At 57.7% G+C, this 23,049-nt stretch carries 18 protein-coding genes and 1 pseudogene; 3 read left to right on the top strand and 16 right to left on the bottom strand.

The features are described 5' to 3' along the window. Positions 1-240: 240 nt before the first annotated feature. From argH to C772_RS06090, 5 genes are all read right to left on the bottom strand, one after another. The gene (argH, locus tag C772_RS06110; RefSeq protein WP_008298307.1) at positions 241-1,629 is read right to left on the bottom strand and encodes an argininosuccinate lyase; all 1,389 of its coding nucleotides are present in this window, start codon (positions 1,627-1,629) and stop codon (positions 241-243) included. Further along, entirely contained in the window at positions 1,626-2,852 is a 1,227-nt protein-coding gene (locus C772_RS06105; protein WP_008298306.1) for an argininosuccinate synthase, read from the bottom strand. The genes argH and C772_RS06105 overlap by 4 nt, the downstream gene beginning before the upstream one ends. A 349-nt stretch (positions 2,853-3,201) precedes the next feature. Then, complete coding sequence (locus C772_RS06100; RefSeq protein WP_008298304.1) at positions 3,202-3,399, bottom strand: hypothetical protein; 198 nt, start codon at positions 3,397-3,399, stop codon at positions 3,202-3,204. Positions 3,400-3,555: 156 nt separating this feature from the next. Then, positions 3,556-4,308, bottom strand: a complete 753-nt coding sequence (locus C772_RS06095) for an SDR family NAD(P)-dependent oxidoreductase (protein WP_035001635.1) — start codon at positions 4,306-4,308, stop codon at positions 3,556-3,558. Further along, entirely contained in the window at positions 4,295-5,242 is a 948-nt protein-coding gene (locus C772_RS06090; protein ID WP_008298302.1) for an MBL fold metallo-hydrolase, read from the bottom strand. Before C772_RS06090 ends, C772_RS06095 begins: the two co-directional genes overlap by 14 nt. Before the next feature lie 392 nt (positions 5,243-5,634). Here C772_RS06090 and proC point away from each other — a divergent pair, with 392 nt between their 5' ends. Beyond that, positions 5,635-6,444, top strand: coding sequence for a pyrroline-5-carboxylate reductase (proC, locus tag C772_RS06085; RefSeq protein WP_008298301.1), 810 nt, complete (start codon positions 5,635-5,637; stop codon positions 6,442-6,444). 52 nt (positions 6,445-6,496) lie between these two features. Next, the gene (namA, locus tag C772_RS06080) at positions 6,497-7,513 is read left to right on the top strand and encodes an NADPH dehydrogenase NamA (protein ID WP_008298299.1); all 1,017 of its coding nucleotides are present in this window, start codon (positions 6,497-6,499) and stop codon (positions 7,511-7,513) included. A gap of 107 nt (positions 7,514-7,620) precedes the next feature. Here the strand turns inward: namA and helD are convergent, their stop codons facing one another. The 6 genes from helD to mce form a co-directional block, all read right to left on the bottom strand. Then, a complete protein-coding gene (helD, locus tag C772_RS06075) occupies positions 7,621-9,957 on the bottom strand; it encodes an RNA polymerase recycling motor HelD (protein WP_008298294.1) in 2,337 nt (778 codons plus the stop codon). 209 nt (positions 9,958-10,166) lie between these two features. After that, positions 10,167-11,117 (bottom strand): ribonuclease Z, encoded by a 951-nt coding sequence (gene rnz / locus C772_RS06070; protein WP_035001634.1) that lies wholly within the window; start codon positions 11,115-11,117, stop codon positions 10,167-10,169. Between the two features lies 1 nt (position 11,118). Then, on the bottom strand, positions 11,119-12,330 hold the full coding sequence (locus C772_RS06065; protein WP_008298292.1) for a DNA polymerase IV: 1,212 nt from the start codon (positions 12,328-12,330) through the stop codon (positions 11,119-11,121). 316 nt (positions 12,331-12,646) lie between these two features. Beyond that, the gene (locus C772_RS06060) at positions 12,647-13,768 is read right to left on the bottom strand and encodes a M20/M25/M40 family metallo-hydrolase (protein ID WP_008298291.1); all 1,122 of its coding nucleotides are present in this window, start codon (positions 13,766-13,768) and stop codon (positions 12,647-12,649) included. A gap of 64 nt (positions 13,769-13,832) precedes the next feature. Then, positions 13,833-15,380, bottom strand: coding sequence for an acyl-CoA carboxylase subunit beta (locus tag C772_RS06055; RefSeq protein ID WP_008298290.1), 1,548 nt, complete (start codon positions 15,378-15,380; stop codon positions 13,833-13,835). A gap of 9 nt (positions 15,381-15,389) precedes the next feature. Further along, the gene (gene mce / locus C772_RS06050; RefSeq protein ID WP_008298289.1) at positions 15,390-15,800 is read right to left on the bottom strand and encodes a methylmalonyl-CoA epimerase; all 411 of its coding nucleotides are present in this window, start codon (positions 15,798-15,800) and stop codon (positions 15,390-15,392) included. Between the two features lie 128 nt (positions 15,801-15,928). On the opposite strand from mce, the gene prli42 reads away from it, so the two are divergent. Beyond that, entirely contained in the window at positions 15,929-16,024 is a 96-nt protein-coding gene (gene prli42 / locus C772_RS16920) for a stressosome-associated protein Prli42 (RefSeq protein ID WP_152419712.1), read from the top strand. A gap of 64 nt (positions 16,025-16,088) precedes the next feature. On the opposite strand, the pseudogene C772_RS06045 reads toward prli42, so the two are convergent. The 5 genes and pseudogenes from C772_RS06045 to C772_RS06025 all read right to left on the bottom strand — a co-directional run bounded on the left by C772_RS06045 (position 16,089) and on the right by C772_RS06025 (position 23,038). Beyond that, positions 16,089-16,526: pseudogene (locus tag C772_RS06045) on the bottom strand (BrxA/BrxB family bacilliredoxin). A 70-nt stretch (positions 16,527-16,596) separates the two neighbouring features. Then, positions 16,597-17,667 (bottom strand): methylmalonyl Co-A mutase-associated GTPase MeaB, encoded by a 1,071-nt coding sequence (meaB, locus tag C772_RS06040; protein ID WP_008298287.1) that lies wholly within the window; start codon positions 17,665-17,667, stop codon positions 16,597-16,599. Beyond that, positions 17,664-19,820, bottom strand: coding sequence for a methylmalonyl-CoA mutase (scpA, locus tag C772_RS06035; RefSeq protein ID WP_008298284.1), 2,157 nt, complete (start codon positions 19,818-19,820; stop codon positions 17,664-17,666). The genes meaB and scpA overlap by 4 nt, the downstream gene beginning before the upstream one ends. Next, positions 19,817-21,508, bottom strand: a complete 1,692-nt coding sequence (locus C772_RS06030; protein ID WP_008298282.1) for a methylmalonyl-CoA mutase family protein — start codon at positions 21,506-21,508, stop codon at positions 19,817-19,819. Before C772_RS06030 ends, scpA begins: the two co-directional genes overlap by 4 nt. A gap of 195 nt (positions 21,509-21,703) precedes the next feature. After that, positions 21,704-23,038 (bottom strand): dihydrolipoamide acetyltransferase family protein, encoded by a 1,335-nt coding sequence (locus tag C772_RS06025; protein WP_008298280.1) that lies wholly within the window; start codon positions 23,036-23,038, stop codon positions 21,704-21,706. Positions 23,039-23,049 lie beyond the last annotated feature (11 nt).

The raw sequence follows: 23,049 nt of genomic DNA, 5'->3' as shown, positions 1-23,049 counted from the left end.
CAGTATAGCCAAACCGCGGGGAATCATTCAACGGCAATTTCGGGAAATGGAGGGAACGGGATGAAAGTTGATGAGTGCTCCGAGAGTCGGCGCGAGCCGGGAAATCGGCCATGAGGGCTTTTGGGTCAGCCGCGAGTGCCTTTTAAGGCGAAGAGGAACAGGTGTTCTCAAACTGTGTGTATCTGTTCAAACCAAAAAGACCGGAACGCCACATTGGCATTCCGGTCCGGATCTTCAATTTTATTTTGTTGCCTCGCCGAGCAGCTCTTTCGCCTTCCCGATCTGCACGCGCACCTGGTCGAATCCGGTGCCGCCATAGGAATTTCTCCGGCGGACGGCCGCGACGGGCGCAAGGACATCATAGATATCCTCTTCGATCAGCGTACTTTCTTCCTGCATGTCGGAAAGGGAAAGGTCCTTCAGGACACAGCCCTTCCGGATGCAGGTGAAGACCAGCTTGCCGGTCACTTCATGCGCTTCGCGGAACGGCATGCCTTTGGCTGCCAGGTAGTCTGCAAGTTCTGTGGCGTTGGAGAAGTCCTTGCTGACCTCCTGTTCCATGACGTCCGCGTTCACGGTCATCGTGCGGATCATGCCCGCGAAGATGCGGAGTGAGCCGGTGACGGTCTTGACCGTGTCGAACATGCCTTCCTTGTCTTCCTGCATGTCCTTGTTGTAGGCGAGCGGCAGGCCTTTGAGCGTCGTCAGGAGGCCGATCAGGTTGCCGTATACGCGCCCGGTCTTGCCGCGGATCAATTCCGCCATGTCAGGGTTCTTTTTCTGCGGCATGATACTGGAGCCGGTCGAGAAGGCATCATCCAGCTCGATAAAACCGAATTCCTGGCTGGACCAGAGGATGATTTCCTCGGCCAGGCGCGACAGATGCGCCATGAGCAGCGACGAAGCGGACAGGAATTCCACGATAAAGTCCCGGTCGCTCACCGCGTCCATGCTGTTTTCGTACACGCCGGCAAAGCCGAGCAGCTCCGCCGAATAATGGCGGTCGATCGGGAACGTCGTCCCGGCAAGCGCCCCCGCGCCGAGCGGCGACAGGTCGACGCGCTTCAGGGAGTCCGTGAAGCGTCCTTTGTCGCGCTCGAGCATCCAGAAGTACGCCATCAGATGATGGGCGAACGATACCGGCTGCGCGCGCTGGAGATGCGTGTATCCCGGCGCAAGCGTCTCGACATGGGCCTCCGCCTGCTCGAGGATGGCCTTCTGGAAGTCCTCGGTAAGCGCGATGATCTCCTTTGTGCGCTCCTTCAGGTAAAGGTGCATGTCGGTCGCGACCTGGTCGTTTCGGCTGCGTCCGGTGTGGAGCTTGCCGCCGACCGGCCCGATGTCATCCGTCAGCTTTTTCTCGAGGTTCAGGTGGATGTCCTCAAGCTCGACGGAATATTCCAGCTCATCCGCCTTCGCCTGTTCCTTCAGCTTTTCCAGGCCGCCGAGGATCGCATCCGTTTCTTCTTGCGTCAAGATGCCGCATTTGCCGAGCATCTTCACATGAGCGGTGCTGCCCTCAAGATCCTCGAGGACAAGCTCCCGGTCAAAGCCGATCGATGCGCCGAATTCGTCGACCCACTCCTCGGCGGTCTTTTGGAAACGGCCGCCCCAGAGCTTTTCCGTCATGACTGCACCTTCTCCGGCTGCTTCGCGGAATCAGCAGCTTTGTTGACGGATGCATGGACTTTTGTCGGGAGGCCCCACAGCTCGATGAATCCGACGGCGGATGCGTGGTTGAACTCGTCTTCCTTCGTATAAGTCGCGAGTTTTTCGTCATAAAGGGAGTTGTCCGACTTGCGGCCTTCGACGATCGCATGGCCCTTGAAGAGTTTTACGCGGACCGTGCCGTTGACGAACTGCTGGGTTTCTTTCAGGAAGGCCTGAAGTGCTTTCGTAAGCGGCGAGAACCAGAGGCCTTCGTAGATGAGTTCCGTAAGCTTCTTGCTGACGACCGGCTTGAAGTGCGCGAGTTCCTTGACGAGCGTGATGTCTTCCAGCTCTTTGTGAGCCGTCAGCAGCGTCATCGCCGCCGGGCACTCGTACACTTCACGGGACTTGATGCCGACAAGGCGGTTCTCGACGTGGTCGATGCGTCCGATGCCGTGCTTGCCTGCCAGGTCATTCAGCTCAAGGATCAGTTCGTGCAGTTCCTTTTTCTCGCCGTTCAGCGATACCGGAACCCCTTTGACGAATTCGAGTTCGATGACGTCCGGCGTATCCGGCGCGTCTTCGATGGAAGCCGTCAGGTCATAGGCATCTTCCGGAGGCGCGATCCACGGATTTTCGAGGATGCCGCATTCGTTGGCACGGCCCCACAGGTTCTGGTCGATCGAGTACGGGCTGTCGAGGTTGACCGGGATCGGGATATTGCGCTCTTTCGCGTATTCGATCTCTTCTTCACGCGACCAGCTCCATTCGCGGACCGGTGCAATGACTTCGAGGGACGGATCCAGTGCATTGATCGATACTTCAAAGCGCACCTGGTCGTTCCCCTTGCCCGTGCAGCCGTGTGCCACTGCAGTTGCACCTGTTTCATGCGCGATTTCGACGAGCTTTTTCGAAATGAGCGGGCGCGACAGCGCGGAGACGAGCGGGTATTTGTTTTCATACATGGTGTGCCCCTGGAGCGATGTGAGGACGAACTCCTCGGCGAATTCTTTTTTCGCGTCGATCATGAAGCTTTCGGAAGCGCCGACTTCGAGCGCCTTGTTTTTGACGAACTCCAGGTCTTTCCCTTCACCGACATCGAGGCAGACCGCGACGACGTCATATCCTTTTTCCTTGAGCCAGGCAATTGCAACCGATGTATCCAGACCGCCCGAGTAGGCGAGAACGACTTTCTTACCCATAGTGAATCCCTCCGTGTATGTTTATTCATAATATACATGTTTTATTCATGAGAGAATCATAACATGTAATAAACATCAGTGCAAGCAAATGTTTATGCAATTTCAAAGAAAACAAAAAGAGCCGCCCGAAGGCCGCTCCCCAATCTCTTTTCGGCTGCAATTGCATTGCAATCCTCATGCCTGAACACGTGGCTTATTCAGATTTAATAATAGCCGTACCCGTAAGGTTGGTTGTCATACGCCGAGTACATGGGATATGGATACGGATAAGCGTACGGATATGAATAATAATCACTGTAAGGGTACTGCGGATACAATGCGTTCTCAATCAAGCTGCCGGTAAAACCGATCAAGGATTCTTCGAATCCGCTCCAGCGGCCCCGGTTTCTCCACCGGCGCCAATCATGATCGTCATGGCGGCGCCACCGGTCGTGGTCCCGGTGTCTGTCCCTGCCCCGGTCGTGGTCCCTCCAATGATCATGGTCCCGCCATCGGTCGTGATCCCGGTGACGGCCATGGTCGTGGTCACGATGTCTGTTCCGTCCATGGTCCTCGTGATCCCAATCCCAATCATGACGCCATTGATGATCTCTGGTCATTCGTCATCCCCCCATCCCACGTATCCTATTCGCAGGGGGCAGAAGCGGAAAGGCATTTGCCCACCATGCATCCGGCGGGGAGGGCGGTTGAGGAATTCTCCGATCTACTTCTTTTCAAAGAAATTTCGCCCGAGCCGCTCGGTGAGGCCGGGCGCGACGGCATGCATCCGCGAGGCGGCTGCCATGTACCACGGCAGATCGACATCGCGCACCGGCCGCCCGAGCACACCGGTGACGGCCTCCGCGACCTTCTCCGGCGGTGTCAGATAGCCGGCCATCGATTCCCTGTAGCCTGACAGCGGAGAGGCGATGTCGAGGAACGGGGTGTCGACCGGACCGGGGTTGACCGACGTGACAGAGATGCCATACGGCGCCATCTCGAGGCGGAGGGCGTCCGCGTATCCGAGAAGCGCAGCCTTGGAAGCCGCATACACCGAGGCCTTTTTCGTTGAGACCTTGCCTGCTGCGGAAGCGATGAAGATGATCTGTCCGCTCCCCCGTTCCATCATGCCCGGCAGGATCCGCCGGAGCAGTTTCATCGGCGAGGCCGCATTCACGTCCAGCATGCGGTCGATCGAGGCATCCGACAGTTCGTGTGCATGCAGGAATGCCCCGACGCCCGAGGCCGAGATGAACACATCCGGTGTGCCGGCGGCCTCCGCGACCCGGTCCAGCCCCTCCGCGGTCGAAAGGTCCGCCCTGACGGTGCCCGCGCCTTCCGCGCAGATCTGGTCAAGAATCCCCTGGTTGCGCCCGGTCGCGAGAACCAGATGCCCTTCGCGGAGCAGTGCGGTGACGATGGCGCGCCCGATGCCACCGGTCGCACCGGTGACGAGCACCCGCTTAGGTCCGTTCATAATAAAGCACCCCGTCCCCGTCACGTGTTTCCGCCGCCAGCCCTTCGGCGACGAGCCAGTCGGTCTGTCCGATCGTCTCCGAAAGCGTGAGTCCGAGCTCCCGTTCATAGGCTTGCGGGAACAGCCATTTTGTCAGTTCGAAGATCGTCTTCGGCCCGTCCGTGAGCATATCAAGAACAGCATGTGCACGTGCCTGTTGCTGGCCGAGGCGCTTTTCGACCAGTTCCCGGATGCCGCGCACATCCTCTCCGTGGCCGGGATGGATCACTTCGACGGGCAGCTCCGACACGCGGCGCATGGAATCATTATATAGAAGGAGCGACCGGGGACGTCCTTTCTCGGGGTCCAGCGGCGGCTCGATCAGCGGATTGGATGAAATCATGCCTAGGATGAGGTCGCCGCCGATCATCTCCCCGTCCCGTTCATTGAAAAAGGCAAGATGGCTCTGGGCATGGCCGAGCGTCTCCATCACCGTCCACCCCGGATGGCCCGGGACCTCTTCACCGTCCTCCAGGATGCCGTCAAGCGGCCGCTTCCCGATGTATTCCACCGGGCGCTTCATCTTCCGGACCCAATGATGATAGGACTCCGGAACGCCCTCTTCTTTCAGGCACTCCAGATAAAAGCGGTCATGGTACTCGAAAAACGCCTCGTCCCGGACGAGCCACGGCTCGTTGTACCGGTGCCCAAGCAGACGGGCGTTTCCGAACAGGCCGACAAGGCCCGCATGGTCCGGGTGGTGATGGGTCAGGATCACCTGCTCGATTTCCTCCGGCCGGAAGCCCGCCTGCTTCAGGCCGGAAAGCATCGCTTCTTCCGACTCTGGTGTATTTGTGCCGGCGTCAAACAGGGTGAGCGCGTCCCCCTCCATCAGCCAGGCATTGACATCGCCGACGGCAAAAGGCGTCGGCATCGTGATTTTATGGATAGTCATCGGATCCCCTCCGGAAAATGAATGCTCATTCATCCATTTTACACAAGCGCATGCACGACGTCACCTGTTGACTTTGACGGACAAGCATGCCTATAATCGCACTAATCAAATGAACGGACGCTCCGACGAAGACCAGTACGGGCGGTGATGGCGCACAGAAAATGCGGTCACCGGCTGAGAGCCGCATCCCCTCTCCCGCCCCGAACCTGCTTCCGAGCCGCCATGGAAACATGGCCGTATCCCGCTGCGTTAAAGAGGGAGAAGAGCTGCGCCGGCAAGTCCGGCGAACAAAGGTGGTACCGCGGAAACCGATGCGTTTTCGTCCTTTTCATGATGGGCATCATGGAGGGACGGAAACGCATTTTTATTTTTGCCGGAGGAGATGATCGGAAATGAAAAACGTACTATTTATCGGCGCCGGTTCGATGGCGGAGGCGATCATCGCGGGAATTACGTCTAGCGGCGCGGTGGAGCCGGCCTCCGTTTTTGTCATGAACAAATCGGACAGGGCCCGTCTGGAAGAACTCAGGAACAAATACGGCATCAGGCCGGTCACGAGCGGCGATCCGGAAATCGGACAGGCGGAACTGGCCGTCTTTGCAACCAAGCCGAAGGACGCCCGCCAGGCGATGCAGGAGGTCGCGGTACAGCTGAACCCATCCGCTGCCGTGCTTTCAGTCATGGCCGGCATCCCGATCAGCCTGTTCGAAGAGACACTCGGCCGCCGTCCGGTCGCCCGTTCCATGCCGAACACATCCGCCACGATCGGTCTTGCCGCCACAGGGGTCGCGATGAATGGCGAAGTCGGCGACAACGTCCGGCGAGACATCCTCTCGCTGCTTGGCTCGATCGGCCTCGTGAAAGAAGTCGAGGAGGATGAGCTCCATCTGATTACCGCATTGGCGGGAAGCGGCCCGGCCTACGTCTATTATTTCGCCGAAGCGCTTGAGGAAGCGGCCGCTTCGGCGGGATTCTGCGGTCAGGATGCCCGCGAACTCATCGTCCAGGTGCTGGAAGGGGCAGCCGCCATGCTGAAACAGCGCACAGCGGAGCCGGCAGAGCTCAGGGAACATGTGACAAGCCCGGGCGGCACGACGGCTGCAGGCCTGAAAGCATTGGATGAAGCCGGATTCCATGAGGCGGTCGCATCGTGCATCCGTGCGGCGGAAAACCGCTCCCGCGAGCTTGCGACCGGACAGTGACCGGCCCGATTGATAGAATGGAGAGGTATCCTAGCGGAAAAGGGTGATTGTTTTGGCAAAGCTGTTTGAACCGATCGAAATCAGGGGCGTGACCCTCCGCAACCGGATCGTCATGTCGCCGATGTGCATGTATTCCTGTCCGGAACAGGACGGAAAAGTACAGGACTGGCACCTCGTCCACTATCCGTCGCGGGCCGTCGGAGGAGCGGGGCTCCTCATCGTCGAGGCGACCGCGGTACAGCCGGAGGGCCGGATCTCGAACCAAGACCTCGGCATCTGGGAGGATGGACATGTCGAAGGGCTGAAGCATCTCACCAGCCTGATCAGGCAGCACGGGGCTGCGGCGGGCATCCAGCTTGCACACGCAGGCCGGAAATCAGAGACGGACGGGGATATTTTCGCCCCTTCTGCCATCGCTTTCAGCGACCGCTACAAGACGCCCAAGGAAATGACGGAAGAGGATATCCGGAAAACCGTCTCGGCATTCCGCGACGCGGCTGTCCGGGCTAAGGAAGCGGGCTTTGACGTGATCGAGCTGCATGGCGCACACGGCTACCTGCTGAATGAGTTCCTTTCCCCGCTGTCGAACAGGCGGACAGACAGCTATGGCGGCAGCGCGGAAAACCGCTACCGCATCGTACGGGAGACGATCGATGCGGTTCGCGAAGTGTGGGACGGTCCCCTCTTCGTCCGGATCTCCGCAAGCGACTACACCGACGGCGGCATGACGCCGGAAGATTATGTGCAGATGGCCGCCTGGATGAAGGAACAGGGTGTCGACCTTATCGATGTGAGCTCGGGCGCCGTCGTCCCGGCACGGATCAGCCCATATCCGGGCTACCAGGTTCCGTTCTCGGAGACGGTCCGGAACGGTTCGGACGTCATGACCGGCGCGGTCGGGCTGATCGAGGAACCGGCGCATGCTGAGGAAATCGTCCAGAACGGACGCGCGGACCTCGTCCTTCTCGGGCGGGAACTGCTGCGTGACCCATACTGGCCGAGGCGGGCCGCGAAGGAACTCGGCGCCGAGATCCAGGCACCGGTCCAGTATGAGCGCGGCTGGAACTGATAAAAACCATATTCCGGTTTGACTGAAGATAGCCAAACCGCCAAAAAAACGTGATCCCGGCAATTAGCGGGATCACGTTTTTAATTTGGAGTTGAATCGTTTTGCGGTCAGATCTCGAGGGCTCCTTCATGTATCGCTTCCTCAAGAAACGGGCTCGGCTCCCCCACACTGTACAGCTGCAGGGCATGCATGGCTCTCGTGCATGCAGTGTAGAAAAGCCTTCTCACGCTTTCGTCCCCGTATACGTGCCGTGACGCATTATAGATGACCACCGCATCGAATTCGATGCCTTTGGACAGGTAGGACGGAATGACGACCGTTCCCTGCCCGTATTCCCCTGTTCCGTTCTTGATGAGTTTAAGCCCGTCGATGCCGGACAGGGATTCATAGGCATGCAGGCTCTCCCCGGCAGACTGGCAGATGATGGCGATGCTCTGATGCCCCTGCCGCTGCAGGTCCTCGACTTTACGGCCGATGCGGCTGTGCAGCTCTTCATAGCCGGAGACCTGTTCCAGTGACGGCCGATCGCCGTTACGGTCAAAAGGAATGATGGATGCCCCTCCGGGAATCAGTTTCCGTGTAAATTCAATAATCGGCCTGGTGGACCGGTAACTTCGGGTCAGGTTGATCATCTCTGTCTGATCAGGTCCGTATAGTCCGGCGAGCGCGCCAAAGTCCGTCCGTCCCTCGGCATGGGCATAAATCGCCTGATTAAAGTCCCCCAGCACCGTCATCTTCGCAGCCGGGAACAGGTGCTTCAGAAATTCGAACTGGAACGGTGAATAGTCCTGCGCCTCGTCGATGACGACATGCCTGATTGTATTGTTGGACTGAAAGCCCAGGATCAGTTCCTTTAAGAACAGGAACGGGGTGGCATCCTCATGGCTGAGCCGTCCTTCCTCAAGCATCCCCGCCGTCATCCGGCAGATGGCCTCCCATTCCGCCGGCGTCTTCCCTTCCGCCCATTTTCCGATCTGTGCAGGATCATGAAACAGTTGTCCGTACAGCGCTCCGAAATCGACAAACTCATAGGCCCGGACATTTCTGCGCAGGGGTTTGAGCTTCTGGTGAACCATCAATTTTGCCAGGGCCTCCGGCTCCATTTCATAGTCGGCGACTGCCTCATTCGTAAAGCCCCGTTTACCGGCGAGATACCGGTGAGCCTTGTGATAGGCGTCTTCACTGAGAAGTTCGATTTCATCCTGGACCCAAGGCTTTTTCCATTCGGCCTTCTGGACACCTCTTAATTCGCCCAGCAGCCAATCTTTCAGTTTTTCGAGCCGATTGTACAGGCGGAGTGCAGGGTCCAGACTGTAGAACTGTTCCGTCATCTGTTCTGCCGTGACAATAGGCCGGCCTCTGAAAGTAATATCCCTGAAACACATCCCCGATGATTCAAGTGAACGGCAGTACGATTTGATCGCCCCGATAAAACGGACGGACGACTTGAATCGGATGCTCTCCACTCTTAATCGTTTGGTGCCGGTATCTTCCGCGCTCAAAACAGATTCCAATTGACCAAAGGAATTCTCAACTTCGTATTCATGGCCCAGCCGGTGCTCCAGATACTCCTGGAAAGTAACCTGCTGCATATTTTCTTCACCGAGTTCCGGCAGAACGTTGGACACGTAGCTGCTGAACATCGTGTTCGGGGAAAACAGGATGATCTGGTCCGCATTCAGGTATTCCCGGTACTTATACAGCAGATAAGCGATCCGCTGCAGGGCGGCCGACGTCTTTCCGCTTCCGGCGGCCCCATGGACGATCAGCAGCCTTCCCCGGTCGTGCCGGATGATCCAGTTCTGGTCCTGCTGAATCGTCGCGACAATGTTGTGCATCTGTTTGTCGGACCGTTTGCCGAGCACTTCCTGGAGCACTTCGTCTCCGATGGTGAGGCTTGTATCAAACATGGATTCAAGGATGCCATGGCGGATAAGATACTGCCACTTGCCATCCAGCGTGCCGCGCACGGCACCGCCCGGGGTCGCATACTCTGCCGGTCCCGGCTGGCAGTCATAGTAGACACTCGAAACAGGTGCCCTCCAGTCGTACACCAGGAAGTCCTCCCCGGCCGAGTCAGTAAGAGATGAAATTCCGATATAGAAAGATTCAGGTACAGATTCGCCGTTCTCGGTAAAGTCAATCCGGCCGAAATAGGGAGACTCCTCCATTCTCTGAAGCGTCGACAAGCGCCGGTACGCATGCCGGTGGGACCCCTGGCTGACGGAAAGCGCCTGGGCTTCCTGGCGAAGGCCGATAATGGTCTCAAGATAGTCATCGAATGTGTCGGTATTCACCTTCACCTCATCCCAGAAATGCCTCCGGATATGGATCACTTCATCTTTCCGCCTCGCCGTTTCTGTTTTCAGCCGGTCGATCTCCTTGGCAATGAGGCCCATTACAAGGTCTACACGTTTTTGTTCGCGCCTGAGTTCGGGGTTCATGGAAAACCTCCCTGGAAAGTGGTATAAAAGGCTTGACTTATTGACCGACGCCGAATTATAATTAGAATAGGATAAGTGTTTAGTTTCACCGATTTTATAATGGCATCCATACAACCATACCATAAAGCGCCCATTCCGTTCAATCGGATTTGGGCGCATTTTTCGTTTTTTAAAAACACGGGCAGGGGTCTTCCCCGTTGCCCGTGTTTTTAATTGGACGGATGGAGCCGTCTCAGATTCCCGTTTTTCCATTCATATTCCGCCAGATCTTCAGCGATCTCCACAGGGGTGAACACCTCTGCGGCCTCCGCTGCCAAGTGTTCCGCATCCTCGGGAAGGAAACGTGCGCTGATATGATTGGCGATCAGTGATCCGGCACCCGCCAGATGGGCGGTTTTTGCAGCGTCCACAATCGTGGAGTGCCCGTAAGGCCCGGCCAGATGGGCTGAACCCCGGTCAAATGTCGCTTCGTGGATCACGACATCTGCATCCTGCGCCAGTTTGATGGCATTAGGTGTGAATCGTGTGTCGCCCAAAATCGTGACAGTGAACCCGCGCTGCGGCGGCCCGGTGACATCCCGGCTTCTGACGGCCGTTCCGTCCGGGAGCGTGATGTCCCTGCCTTCTTTCAGCTCGCGTAAGAGCGGCCCCTTCGGCACGCCTGCTTCTTTTGCCCGGTCAATGAGGAGTTTGCCCGGCAGCGGCTTTTGCTCGACACGGTAGCCAAAGCACGGCACCACGTGATCAAGCGGTAGCGCGCTGACGATAAATGACTCGTCTTCAAAAACCGTCCCTTCATCCACTTCATGGACGGCCAGCTCATAGTTGAGATGTGTGCGGCTGATCCGGAGTGTCACTTCAATCCACTCCCGAAGCCCTTTGGGGCCGTACAGGTCAAGCCGCCCGGATCCTCCGAGGAATCCTCTTGAACCGAGCATGCCGGGAAGTCCGAAGATATGGTCCCCGTGCAGATGCGTGATAAAGACTTTCTCCAGTTTCCTCGGTTTCAATGTCGTATGGAGCATCCGGTGCTGCGTGGCCTCGCCGCAGTCAAACAGCCAGAAGCTGCCCCGCTCCTCCAGAAGCTTCAGTGCGAGCGCGCTTGTGTTCCGCTGCTTGGACGGCATGCCCGCTCCCGTCCCCAGAAATTGTATCTGCATGTCAACCCTGCCTTCCGCCGGACTTCGGTCCGGAAATGCCTCTTGTGACGGCACCTTTTCCGAACTTCGACTCCAGCTCGCCGATCATTTTCAGTACCGGTTCTTCTTTTGCGTGTTTCTCATAGTTAAATATCGACAGTTGCTCTGTCGTCTCGGAGCGGTCGATGACCCGGCCGACGGTAACCCCGAGAAGGCGCACCGGCTGTCCGCCATAATGCCGATCAAACAGCAGCTCCGCCTCCCTGTAAATCGCATCGGCCGTAAAAATGGCATTGGTGAGCGTCCGGCTCCTGGAGTGGTTTACCCAGTCCGCATCGCGGATCTGGATGGTCACCAAGTCGCCGGCCAGTTCCCTGCGGTCCAGCCGGCCGGCCACTTTTTCAGCCAGTTTGCGAAGGGTTTTCTTGAGCTCGGCCGGATCGGTCTCGTCAACAGGCAGTGTCACGGACCCGCCGACGCTTTTTCGTTCGTGGACAGATTCCGGGTCAACCGGCCGCGAATCGATTCCGTTCGCCCGCCGCTTTAAATGAATTCCCCTTTTTCCGAGATGCTCTTTCAGAAAACCTTCTTGTGCGGAGGCGAGATCGCCGATCGTTTCAATTTTAAGTGACCGGAGTTTTTCTTCCGTGCTTTTGCCGATGCCGTGCATCTCGATGACCGGAAGCGGCCAGAGCGCAGAGGGCACATCACGCTTTCTCAGTATCGTGATCCCCATCGGCTTTTTCATGTCGGATGCCGTCTTCGCCAGGAACTTATTCGGTGCAATCCCGATTGAACAGGGCAGATCAAGTTCCGTCAGAATCCTTCGCTGCATCTCTTCCGCCAGCTCGACGGCGGTCCCCGGCCATTCCACATCCGACACGTCCAGATAGCCCTCGTCGATCGACACCGGCTCGACCAGTTCCGTATAGGTCCGGAGCAGGCTGAACATCGCATCCGAAGCGTCCCGGTACCGGTTATGGTCAGGCGGGATGACGATCAACTCCGGGCATTTCCGGCGGGCCTCCCATACCGGCATGGTCGTGTAGACACCGTGGGCTCTTGCTTCATATGAACAGGTGACCACGATTCCCTTGCGCTCCTTCGGATTCCCGGCAACGGCTACCGGCTTTCCTTTCAGAGAAGGATCGTGCGCCTGCTCGACAGACGCGAAAAAGCTGTTCATGTCAATATGGAAGATAATCCTGCCTTTTTTCGGCTTGCTTTCAATCATGTTCATCGCTCCGGTGTGAAATGCTGTCTCCATTATATCAACGGCTAGCCCAAAAAGGAAAAAGACGGGCGCGGGCCCGTCATGACTGTACAGTGAGTGTATGGTTCCTTTGTCTGCAATTCCCCTTAAATTCTCCTCCGGATTTCCGCTGCGGGCCCTCGCGTACCGCGGGCGTTGCCTTAGCCCCGCGGAAAGCGTCCGCCCGTAACGGAAATCAACAGCGTTCTTTAATGTTTTTTATGCTAAATTATTCGCACGATCAAATTCGGAGAGGTTTTTTACAGACTATGACGGCCCGGGACCGTTCTCATCAATGTTATTGCTTCGCCGCAGTTTTCACGATTTCCACCAGCAGGTCTGCCAGCTTTTCAAGCTCTTCGACAGGCATCCGTTCGTTTGTCGTATGGATTTCCTCGTATCCGACGGAAAGCGTGACCGTCGGAACACCGAAGCCGTTGAAGATGTTGCCGTCGCTGCCTCCGCCGCTTGTCATGAGCTCAGGCTCACGTCCGATTCGCCGGATTGCGTCCATCGCCGTCTTCACGACCTGGTCTTCCTCGCCCATCGAGAACCCCGGATACATCAGCTGTACGTCCGTCTCGGCCGAACCGCCCATCAGGCTTGCCTGGCGTTCGAATGTACGGACCATGTGCGCGGTCTGCTCGTCGAGCTTGTCCTTGTTGATGGAGCGCGCCTCGGAAAGGATGTGCACTTCATCGCAGACGATGTTGGTCGCCTGTCCGCCTTCGAAGCGGCCGATATTGGCGGTCGTCTCGGCATCGATCCGGCCGAGCGACATGTTAGCAATGGACTTTGCCGCGATCGTGATTGCGGATACACCCTTTTCAGGGGCGACGCCTGCATGGGCGGTCTTTCCCCTGACAGTCGTTTTCAGCTTTGCCTGGAACGGGGCCGCCGTCACGATTCCGCCGACTTTTCCATCGGAGTCGACCGCGTAGCCATAGTCCGCCCGGATGGCTTTCGGATCCAGCTCTTTCGCGCCGCGCAGGCCGCTTTCTTCTCCTGCCGTGATGATGAACTGGATGTCGCCGTGCGGAATGCCCTCTTCATTGATGCGGCGCATCATTTCGAACAATGCGGCAATGCCCGCTTTGTCATCCGCGCCGAGAATGGTCGTGCCGTCAGAATAAATATAGCCGTCTTCCTTCAGCACCGGCTTGATTCCCTTTCCGGGAACGACAGTATCCATATGGCAGGTAAAATAGATGGAGTCTGCGCCATCCGCGCTGCCCTTTTTCGTGGCAATCAGGTTGCCCGCTCCGTGTCCGGATCGCGCTGCGGAGTCGTCTTCCGTCACATCAAAACCAAGAGCTTCCATTTTATCCTTCAGGATGCCGACGATCTCCCCTTCATGCTTTGTCTCCGAGTCGACCTGCACGAGCTCCATGAATTCATTGATCAGCCGTTCGTTTGTCATACAGCATGCCTCCTGTCAAATCCGAAAGCGCACCGCAGAAAATCCGGTGCGCTTCCTGTATTCATTATAGCGGAATGTTGCCGTGTTTTTTCTTCGGGCGTTCTTCTTTCTTGTTGCGCATCATCTCAAGCGCCTGTATCAGCTTGATGCGTGTCTCGCGCGGGTCGATGACGTCGTCGACCATGCCGTGGCTTGCCGCTACATACGGGTTGGCGAATTTCTCTTTGTACTCCTCGATCTTCGCGGCGCGTGTAGCTTCCGGGTCATCGCTGTTGGCGATCTCCCGCGCGAAGATGATGTTCGCGGCGCCCTGAGGGCCCATGACCGCAATTTCCGCATTTGGCCAGGCGTAGACGATATCTGCACCGATCGATTTTGAGTTGAGTGCGACGTATGCCCCGCCGTAGGCTTTCCGGAGGATGACCGTCATTTTCGGAACGGTCGCCTCCGAGTAGGCATACAGAATCTTCGCGCCGTGGCGGATGATGCCCCCGTGCTCCTGCTTGATGCCCGGGAAGAAGCCGGTCACGTCCTCGAACGTGATGATCGGAATGTTGAATGAGTCGCAGAAACGGATAAACCGTGCCGCTTTGTCGGACGAGTCGATGTCGAGGCCGCCGGCCATGACTTTCGGCTGGTTGCACACGAGGCCCACCGTCTCCCCCTTGATGCGAGCGAGCCCGACCACGATGTTGCGGGCAAATTCCGGCTGTACTTCCATGAACGAATCCGCATCGACAACCTGGTCGATCACTTTGCGGACATCATACGGGCGGATGGTCTCAAACGGGACGATGTCCACGAGATCCGGACGGTCGTCGTTTTCCGAATCGGCCTCAAGCCGAGGAGGCATCTCTTCGTTGTTCTGCGGCAGATAGGAAAGCAGCCTGCGGACATCAGCAAGGACTTCCTCCTCGCTGGCCGCACGGAAATGGGCATTCCCGCTGATGGCGTTATGTACTTTGGAGCCGCCGAGATCCTCGGAGGAAATCTTCTCTCCCGTGACGGTCTCGATGACTTTCGGGCCGGTGATGAACATCTGGCTTGTTTTGTCGGTCATGAAGACGAAATCGGTAATTGCCGGCGAGTAAACGGCACCGCCCGCGCAAGGCCCGAGAATGACGGAAATCTGCGGGATGACACCGGAATAGATGGCGTTCCGGTAGAAGATATCCCCGTAGCCGTCCAGTGAGACAACTCCTTCCTGGATCCGGGCACCGCCCGAGTCGTTCAGCCCGATAAACGGCGCTCCGTTTTTCGCGGCGAGGTCCATCACATTCGCGATTTTCATCGCATGCATTTCCCCGAGGGCTCCTCCGAAGACGGTGAAGTCCTGCGAGAACAGGTAAACGGGACGGCCGTTCACTTTTCCGTAACCGGTCACGACGCCGTCACCCGGCCCCTTCATCTTGTCCATGCCGAAGTCCTGTGTCCGGTGGGTGACAAACGGATTCAGTTCGACGAATGTCCCCTCGTCCAGCAGCAGGTCGATCCGCTCGCGTGCGGTCAGTTTGCCCTTTTCGTGCTGGCGGTCGATCTTATCGTCCCCGCCGCCAAGTTCGATTTCGCGTTTCCTGTCATAGAGTTCATTGATTTTTTCATAGATATCCATGATGGTGATTCACTCCTGGTTTCCGGATTTGTCGCACAGTTCGTAGAGAACGCCATATGAGGATTTCGGGTGCATAAAGGCCACCTGCGCGCCGCCCGCGCCGGGCACCGGCCCGTCAGACAGCAGTCGGACTCCGTTCTCGCGAAGCTCGTCCATCCGTTCCCGGATGCCCGTCACGCCGAATGCGATATGGTGGACGCCTTCCCCCCGCTTTTCAATGAACTTGGCGACAGCGCTCGTTTCGGCGGCCGGCTCCAGGAGCTCCAGCTTCACATTTCCCGCATCCAGGAATGCCACCCTAAGGCCCTGTGTCGGAACTTCCTCGATTCCCAAGAGCGGAATGCCGAGCGTGTCCGTGTAATATGGAAGGACGGCATCGAGGTCTTTTACCGCGATGCCGATGTGGTCGACCTTCTCCATCTCCCTTGCCCCCTTTTCATGTATCCGATTACAATTGTACCGTTTCAGGGCACAAAACTCTATATATTGCGCAAACGACCAAAAATCATTAAAATGAACCCATCAGCAGTGAAGGAGCCAGAATAAAATTGAGCAATAAGAAATTTCAAAAAATCATCATTTACACCATGGTCGCCCTGATGCTTCTGTCGACCATTGCCATGGGACTCAGCCTATTCATCTGAATCCGGAAAAAAGAATACAAAAAAACGCAGCGCCGGCATACGGCTGCTGCGTTTTTTTGTCGGGTCAGACTTCTTCGCAATACTCCTCGAACATGCCCTGGATTGACGACAACCGACATCGGGTCATGGCCTTCGATTTCGTGGCGCGGTACTTCTCCGATTACTTTTCCGCCTTCATCAGGATGAACGACGGGGACGACGGAAGGTGGTCATCGCCGAAGTGCATGCGTGCCTGTGCTGTCGCTTCCTTGTCCTGTCCGGCGAAAACCGTCACCAGATGGTCCGGACGCTTGTCATAGTGGACCGCATGCATCGCTGCAGGACGTGCAATCCCGCCCGCGCATCCGCATACCGAGTTCACCATGAACAGCGTTGTCCCTTCACGGCTGATTGCCGAGTCCACTTCTTCCGGAGTCTTCAGCTGCTCATAGCCGGAGGCTTCCATCTCGCTCCGCGCCTGGCGGATCATATCTTGCATAAACAGGTTCATATCCATGTTCATGACTGCATCCCCTTTCGGTTTATCCAAGAAAATCATAACAGGTCGGGCCATTTCCTGCAAAACCCGAGTCTCAGCCGCGGAATAATTCCTCAACCGCCGCTGTCACGGTCAGCCGGCCGTCGAGAATCTTGCCCTCGAGGCGTTCGACCTCTTTTTTCCTGCCTTCGGATGCATAAAACGAATCGATCAGCCAATCCTCGATCGACTGGCGGAACCAGGCTTTCAGCTGATCCCGCCGCCTCCTGTCCCATTCCCCCGTACCGGTCATGTTTTCCCGGAAGCCCTGAATGGTCTCCCATACGTCTTCAAGTCCGGTCCCGGCAAGCGAGGATACGGGATGGACGGTTGTCTGCCACCCCGGAGTGGCCGGCTGCAGCATGTGGAGAAACTGTTTGTACTCCCTCGCTGTCCGCTTTGCCGGAATGATGTTGTCGCCGTCCGCCTTGTGGACGATGATGCCGTCCGCAAGCTCCATGATGCCTTTTTTGACCCCCTGAAGTTCATCTCCCGCACCGGTCAGGACGAGAAGCAGGAAAAAGTCCGCCATGCCCCTGACCGCGGTCTCGCTTTGCCCGACACCGACCGTTTCGATGAGGATGACGTCGTATCCCGCCGCTTCGCAGAGGAGCATCGTCTCCCTTGTTTTCCTGTGGACGCCGCCGAGTGTTCCGGATGAAGGGGAAGGGCGGATGAAGGCATTCGGATGACGGGACAGCTCCTCCATCCTCGTCTTGTCCCCGAGAATGCTGCCTCCGGTGACGGTGGAACTCGGGTCGATCGCGAGCACCGCCACCTTGTGGCCGGCTTCTGCGAGCATGAGCCCGAATGACTCGATGAATGTGCTTTTGCCGGCACCCGGCACACCGGTGATGCCGATGCGGACACTGTTTCCGGAATCCGGAAGCAGTCCGATGAGGAGTTCCTGCGCAGCCTTCCGGTCTTCCGGAGAACGGCTTTCCAGCAGGGTGATGCCTTTTGCCAGCGCAAGCCTGGAGCCCGACCGGATCTCTTGGGCCAGCTCTGCCGCCGGGACGGGGCGGCGCTTTTTGACGAATCGCTTTCTCGGGCCGGCGGACATGCCGTCATGCGGCGGAACGCCGCCTTCGGTCCGCTTGAGGTCCTCTTTTTCCCGATCCGTCAATCGACAGCTTCCTCATAGCCGAGCTTGCTGTAGATGGCTTCGATGACTTTCTGTGCGGATACCGGGATGACGGTGCCCGGCCCGAAGATGGCGGCGACGCCTGCATCGTAAAGGAAATCATAGTCCTTTGCCGGGATGACGCCGCCGGCGAACACGACAATGTCCTCGCGGCCGATTTTCCGGAGCTCTTCGATCAGTTCAGGGATCAATGTTTTGTGGCCGGCAGCAAGCGAACTCACACCAACCGCATGGACATCGTTTTCAGCAGCCTGCAGGGCCGTCTCGGCCGGTGTCTGGAACAGCGGGCCGATGTCGACATCGAAACCGAGGTCGGCAAACGCGGTCGCGACCACCTTGGCACCGCGGTCGTGTCCGTCCTGGCCCATTTTTGCGACCATGATGCGTGGGCGGCGGCCCTCATTTTCAAGGAACTCACCGGTCATTTCCTTGACTTCTTCGATCGCCTCGGAGTCGGTGAAGTTCGAGCTGTATACGCCGCTGATCGAGCGGATGACGGCCTTATGGCGGCCGGAAGCCTTCTCGATCGCATCGGAGATTTCCCCGATCGACGCCCTGGCGCGCGCAGCGTCCACCGAGAGGGCCAGAAGGTTCCCTTCTCCGCTCCGTGTCGCTTCGGTCAGCTTGTCCAGCGCCATCCGGACAACCGCTTCGTCACGTTCCGCCTTCATCTTCCCGAGGCGCTCGATCTGCTTGCGCCGCACTTCGGTGTTGTCGATGTCGAGGATCTCGATCGGGTCTTCCTCTTCCGGCCGGTATTTGTTCACACCGATGATGGATTCGGAACCGGAATCGATCTGGGCCTGGCGGCGTGCCGCGGCTTCCTCGATCTTCATTTTCGGCAGTCCGGTTTCAATGGCTTTTGCCATGCCCCCGAGTTCCTCGATTTCTTCAATCAGGTCCCAAGCTTTCCGGATCAGCTCGTCGGTCAGCTTTTCGACATAGTAGGAGCCGCCCCATGGGTCGATGACATTCGTCATCCGGGTTTCCTCCTGGAGGAACAGTTGCGTATTCCGCGCGATCCGTGCCGAGAAGTCGGTCGGAAGGGCAATCGCCTCATCCAGCGCATTTGTATGAAGCGACTGGGTATGGCCCATCGCCGCCGCATTCGCTTCGATCAGCGTCCGGGTGACGTTGTTGAACGGATCCTGCTCGGTCAGGCTCCAGCCGGATGTCTGTGAGTGGGTGCGGAGCGCAAGCGATTTCGGGTTTTTCGGATCAAACGACTTCATCATCTGCGCCCAGATGCGGCGTGCCGCGCGCATCTTTGCCACTTCCATGAAGTAGTTCATCCCGATCGCCCAGAAAAAGCTGAGCCGCGGGGCGAATGAATCGATGTCGATTCCGGCCTTGAGGCCGGTGCGGACATATTCCAGCCCGTCTGCGAGCGTGTAGGCGAGCTCGATATCCGCCGTCGCCCCGGCTTCCTGCATGTGATAGCCGGAAATCGAAATCGAGTTGAACTTCGGCATGTTTTTCGACGTGTATTCGAAAATATCCGCGATGATCCGCATCGACATCTCAGGCGGATAAATGTATGTGTTACGGACCATGTATTCCTTCAGGATGTCGTTCTGGATCGTTCCGGACAGCTTGTCGGGCGTGACACCCTGTTCTTCGGCCGCCACGATGTAAAACGCCATGACCGGTATGACCGCTCCGTTCATCGTCATCGACACAGACATCTGGTCCAGCGGAATGCCGTCGAAAAGGATTTTCATGTCTTCGACGGAATCGATGGCAACTCCGGCCTTTCCCACATCCCCCGAAACCCTCGGGTGGTCCGAATCATATCCGCGGTGTGTCGCCAGGTCGAATGCCACGGAAAGGCCCTTTTGTCCCATCGCCAGGTTCCGGCGGTAGAACGCGTTGCTTTCCTCGGCCGTGGAAAATCCGGCGTATTGGCGGACGGTCCACGGGCGGGATACATACATCGTCGGATACGGGCCCCGTGTGTTGGGCGCAATTCCCGGCATGTCGGACAGATGATCGAGCCCTTCAAGATCCTTTCCTGTGTAGGATGGCAGGATGCCGATGCCCTCATAGGATTCTATAGCCGCTCCGCCGGAGGACGGATGCACACTGCCTTTCAGGACTTTTTCCGGGTCGATTTTCGAAAAGTCTGGTTTGTTCATTGCTGCGTTCCCCCTTCAAGAATCCCCTTCAGTTCTGACAGCTTGCCCAGAATATCCTGGCCTCTGTGGCAGAAGCCGTTGAGCCCGGCTTCCCGGAGAGATGACGCTGTCTCTTCCGGGAAACGCCCCGCCGCATCAAGAACGGTTTTATCCGGTTTGGCCTGCAGCACTGCCCGTACTGTTTCTTCTGATTGGTCGGCAGGTGCGCAGAGGATGGCATATCCCGCCTGTTCCGATCCCAGGTATTCCAGGGCCTGTTCAGCGGTTTCAAATATCGGCGACAATACCGGGCGGATGCCGCCGACAGCAAGCATGCCGGCCGCGAAATCGGCCACAGGCTTGACGGCCCTCAGGCTGCCGAACCGGATCAGATGGACCTTGCTTCCCTGGAGAGCGGCACGGAGCTGTTCAAACGGCTCGGCGAAGCGGCCTTCCGCTTCTTTTGAACCGGCCTGGCCCTGGATTTCCTCTTCCGGATCGGCATAGATGTTCGTCCCGATCAGAGATTCTTTCCGGACGGCGAGACTGCGGATACGGGCTTCTTTTTTCTCCGCGAGCATCCGTTCCAGTGTGCCGTCAGCGGTGATGGCCGCGATGCCGCCCTGTTCTTCGAATTCCAGGAATAGCTCCCATGCTTTCCGGTACAGCGACCCGGTCAGTGACTCGATATAGTAGGATCCGCCGGCGGGATCCAGGACGCGATCCGCATGGGCCTCTTCCTTGAGGATGTGCTGGACATTGCGCGCAACGCGCTCTGAAAAGCCCGTACTTCCCGTCAGGGTATCCAGAGGAGCGACGGTGATGGCATCAGCGCCGCCGAGCGCAGCGGCAAATGCCCCGTTTCCGCTCCTGAGCAGGTTGACATACGGATCCGCAAGCGTATAGGTGCGCAGCGACGTGCGCGCGACGACCGGGACATGTCCCGGCTCCTCCACGCCGTATGCTGCCGCAAACGAACGGAACATGAGCCTGAACGCCCGCAGTTTGGCGATCTCCGTGAAAAAGTGCGTATCGATATCAAAAGCGAAAAACAGCTTCCGTGCCATTGCGCCGAAATCGTCTTCCTCTTCTGCGATCTGCGCCGCCTTGGAGAAAGCAGCAGCCAGCTCCGTTACGGCATCCGCCCCATTCATATGTAGGAAACCCGTGTCCACTGCGATGGTGCGCAGCGCCGGGAACCGCCGTGAAAGATCCGCCGCCCGGTCCACATCCGCAAAGCCTGAAACGAGACGCCTCTTGTCTTCCGGAATGCTGCCGAATACGGCGAGAAACGGATCATCCGGACGGCATCGTATATAAACGGGCACTTCTGTAATCAGGTCGGCCAGGGCAACAAGCACTTCTGCGTCCGCTTCGTTTTCCCATCCGCCTGTATAGACGACCGCGCCGTTCCCCCTATCGAGCGCAGATTTCGCCTTTTCCAGAAATTTGGCCGGGTCGGTTTCCCGGGTTTCCTGCAGCAGCGTCCAGTCCGGATTCCCGATCCCGTTGCGGATGGCATTCAGCCGTTCATCCTGGCCTTCCGGAATATCGTCCGCGGTGTAAAGCGGCTTCAGCGCAATGCCTTCAGGTGTCGGGGTTTCAAGTGATGCAAGCGGTTTCCCTTTTAGCGAAGCTTCGGCCGCTTCCCGCCAGTCCCCGATGGCGGGCGGATCGAATGAGGTCTGTTTCATCGTGTGGATTGTCATTTGCCTCTCCCCCAATTTGAATTGTGCCTATTTTCATTCTACCGGAGAAACGGATGGCTTGAAAGATGGAATGCTATTCAATGCGGATGCCTGACTGAACAAGCAAAATCCGGGCGGAATCATACAGAAAGGGATTTCCCGGTCCTGTCATGCAACAGAAAAACCGGGAAGCAGAGGGCTTCCCGGCCGGCGCGGTCAGTAGACCGATGTATTCTCACTCGTGACGTTTTCGAGAATCTCTTTGACCCGTGCGAGGAACCGTCCTGCCACCAGGCCGTCCAGCACGCGGTGGTCAAGTGACAGGCAGAGATTGACCATGTCGCGTGCCGCGAACATGCCGCCTTCCATGATGACCGGTCGCTTGACGATCGATTCCACCTGAAGGATCGCCGCCTGCGGATAATTGATGATTCCCATCGACTGGACCGAACCGAATGAACCGGTGTTGTTCACCGTGAACGTGCCGCCCTGCATCTCCTCGGATTTCAGTTTGCCGGAGCGGACTTTGTCGGCCAGTTCCTTGATCTCCCGTGCGATGCCTTTGATCGTCTTTTCATCGGCATCTTTGATCACCGGGACGAACAGGGCATCTTCCGTCGCAACGGCAATCGAGATATTGATCGCCTTTTTCTGGACGATCTTATCTCCCGCCCACATCGAGTTCATCATCGGGAATTCCTTCAGCGCCTGCGCTACCGCTTTCACGAAGAAAGCGAAATAGGTCAGGCCGAAGCCTTCCTTGCTCTTGAACTCGTTCTTGATGGAATCGCGGTATTGGACCAGGCCTGTCACGTCGACTTCGACCATCGTCCATGCATGAGGTGCTTCCTGCTTGGAACGGAGCATATTGTTCGCGATTGCGCGGCGTACGCCGGATACCGGAATCTCGATGTCGCCGGCAGCTGTCTGGACGCCGGATGCCTGCCGCTCAGGCTGTCGGGCAGGTGAGGTATCCGGTTTCGGCTGATCGGACTGTACGTTTGCCGCTTCAGGCTGCCGGACAGCCGTTTTTATCGGGATATCCCCCGATTCGATCAGCTTTGTGAGGTCTTTCCGGGTGATCCTGCCGCCCCGGCCGGAACCCTCTACCTGTGAAAGGTCGATGCCATGTTCCTGGGAAAGCCGGAGCACGGCCGGTGAATACCTTGCTCCGGCAGCATCCGCCTTGGCGGGAGCAGAAGATCCGGTGCTCCCGGTGAGATCCTCCGTCTTGTCGGAGCCTGCGGCCGGCATCTCGCTGGCCGTCTCGCCCGCAGCGGGAGCTGCTTCTGCTTCTGCGGAAGCGCTGCCTTCTGTCTCGATCGTGCAGACCGCGGCACCGACTTCGAGTGTATCGCCTTCATTGGCGATGAGTTCCTTGATGGTGCCGGAGAAAGACGACGGGATTTCGGCCGTCACTTTATCCGTATTGACTTCGGCGAGGGGGTCGTATTTCTCGACCGTATCGCCCGGTTTCACGAGCCAGCGTTCAATGGTACCCTCTGTGACGCTTTCGCCCAGCTGGGGCATGGTGATGGTTTCTTTCGCCACTTGTTAGCCCT

The sequence above is a fragment of the Bhargavaea cecembensis DSE10 genome, from assembly GCF_000348905.1.
GTDB lineage: Bacteria > Bacillota > Bacilli > Bacillales_A > Planococcaceae > Bhargavaea > Bhargavaea cecembensis.
The sequence above is the reverse complement of the archived record's forward strand: the minus strand, read 5'-3'. Positions and strand labels throughout refer to the sequence as shown.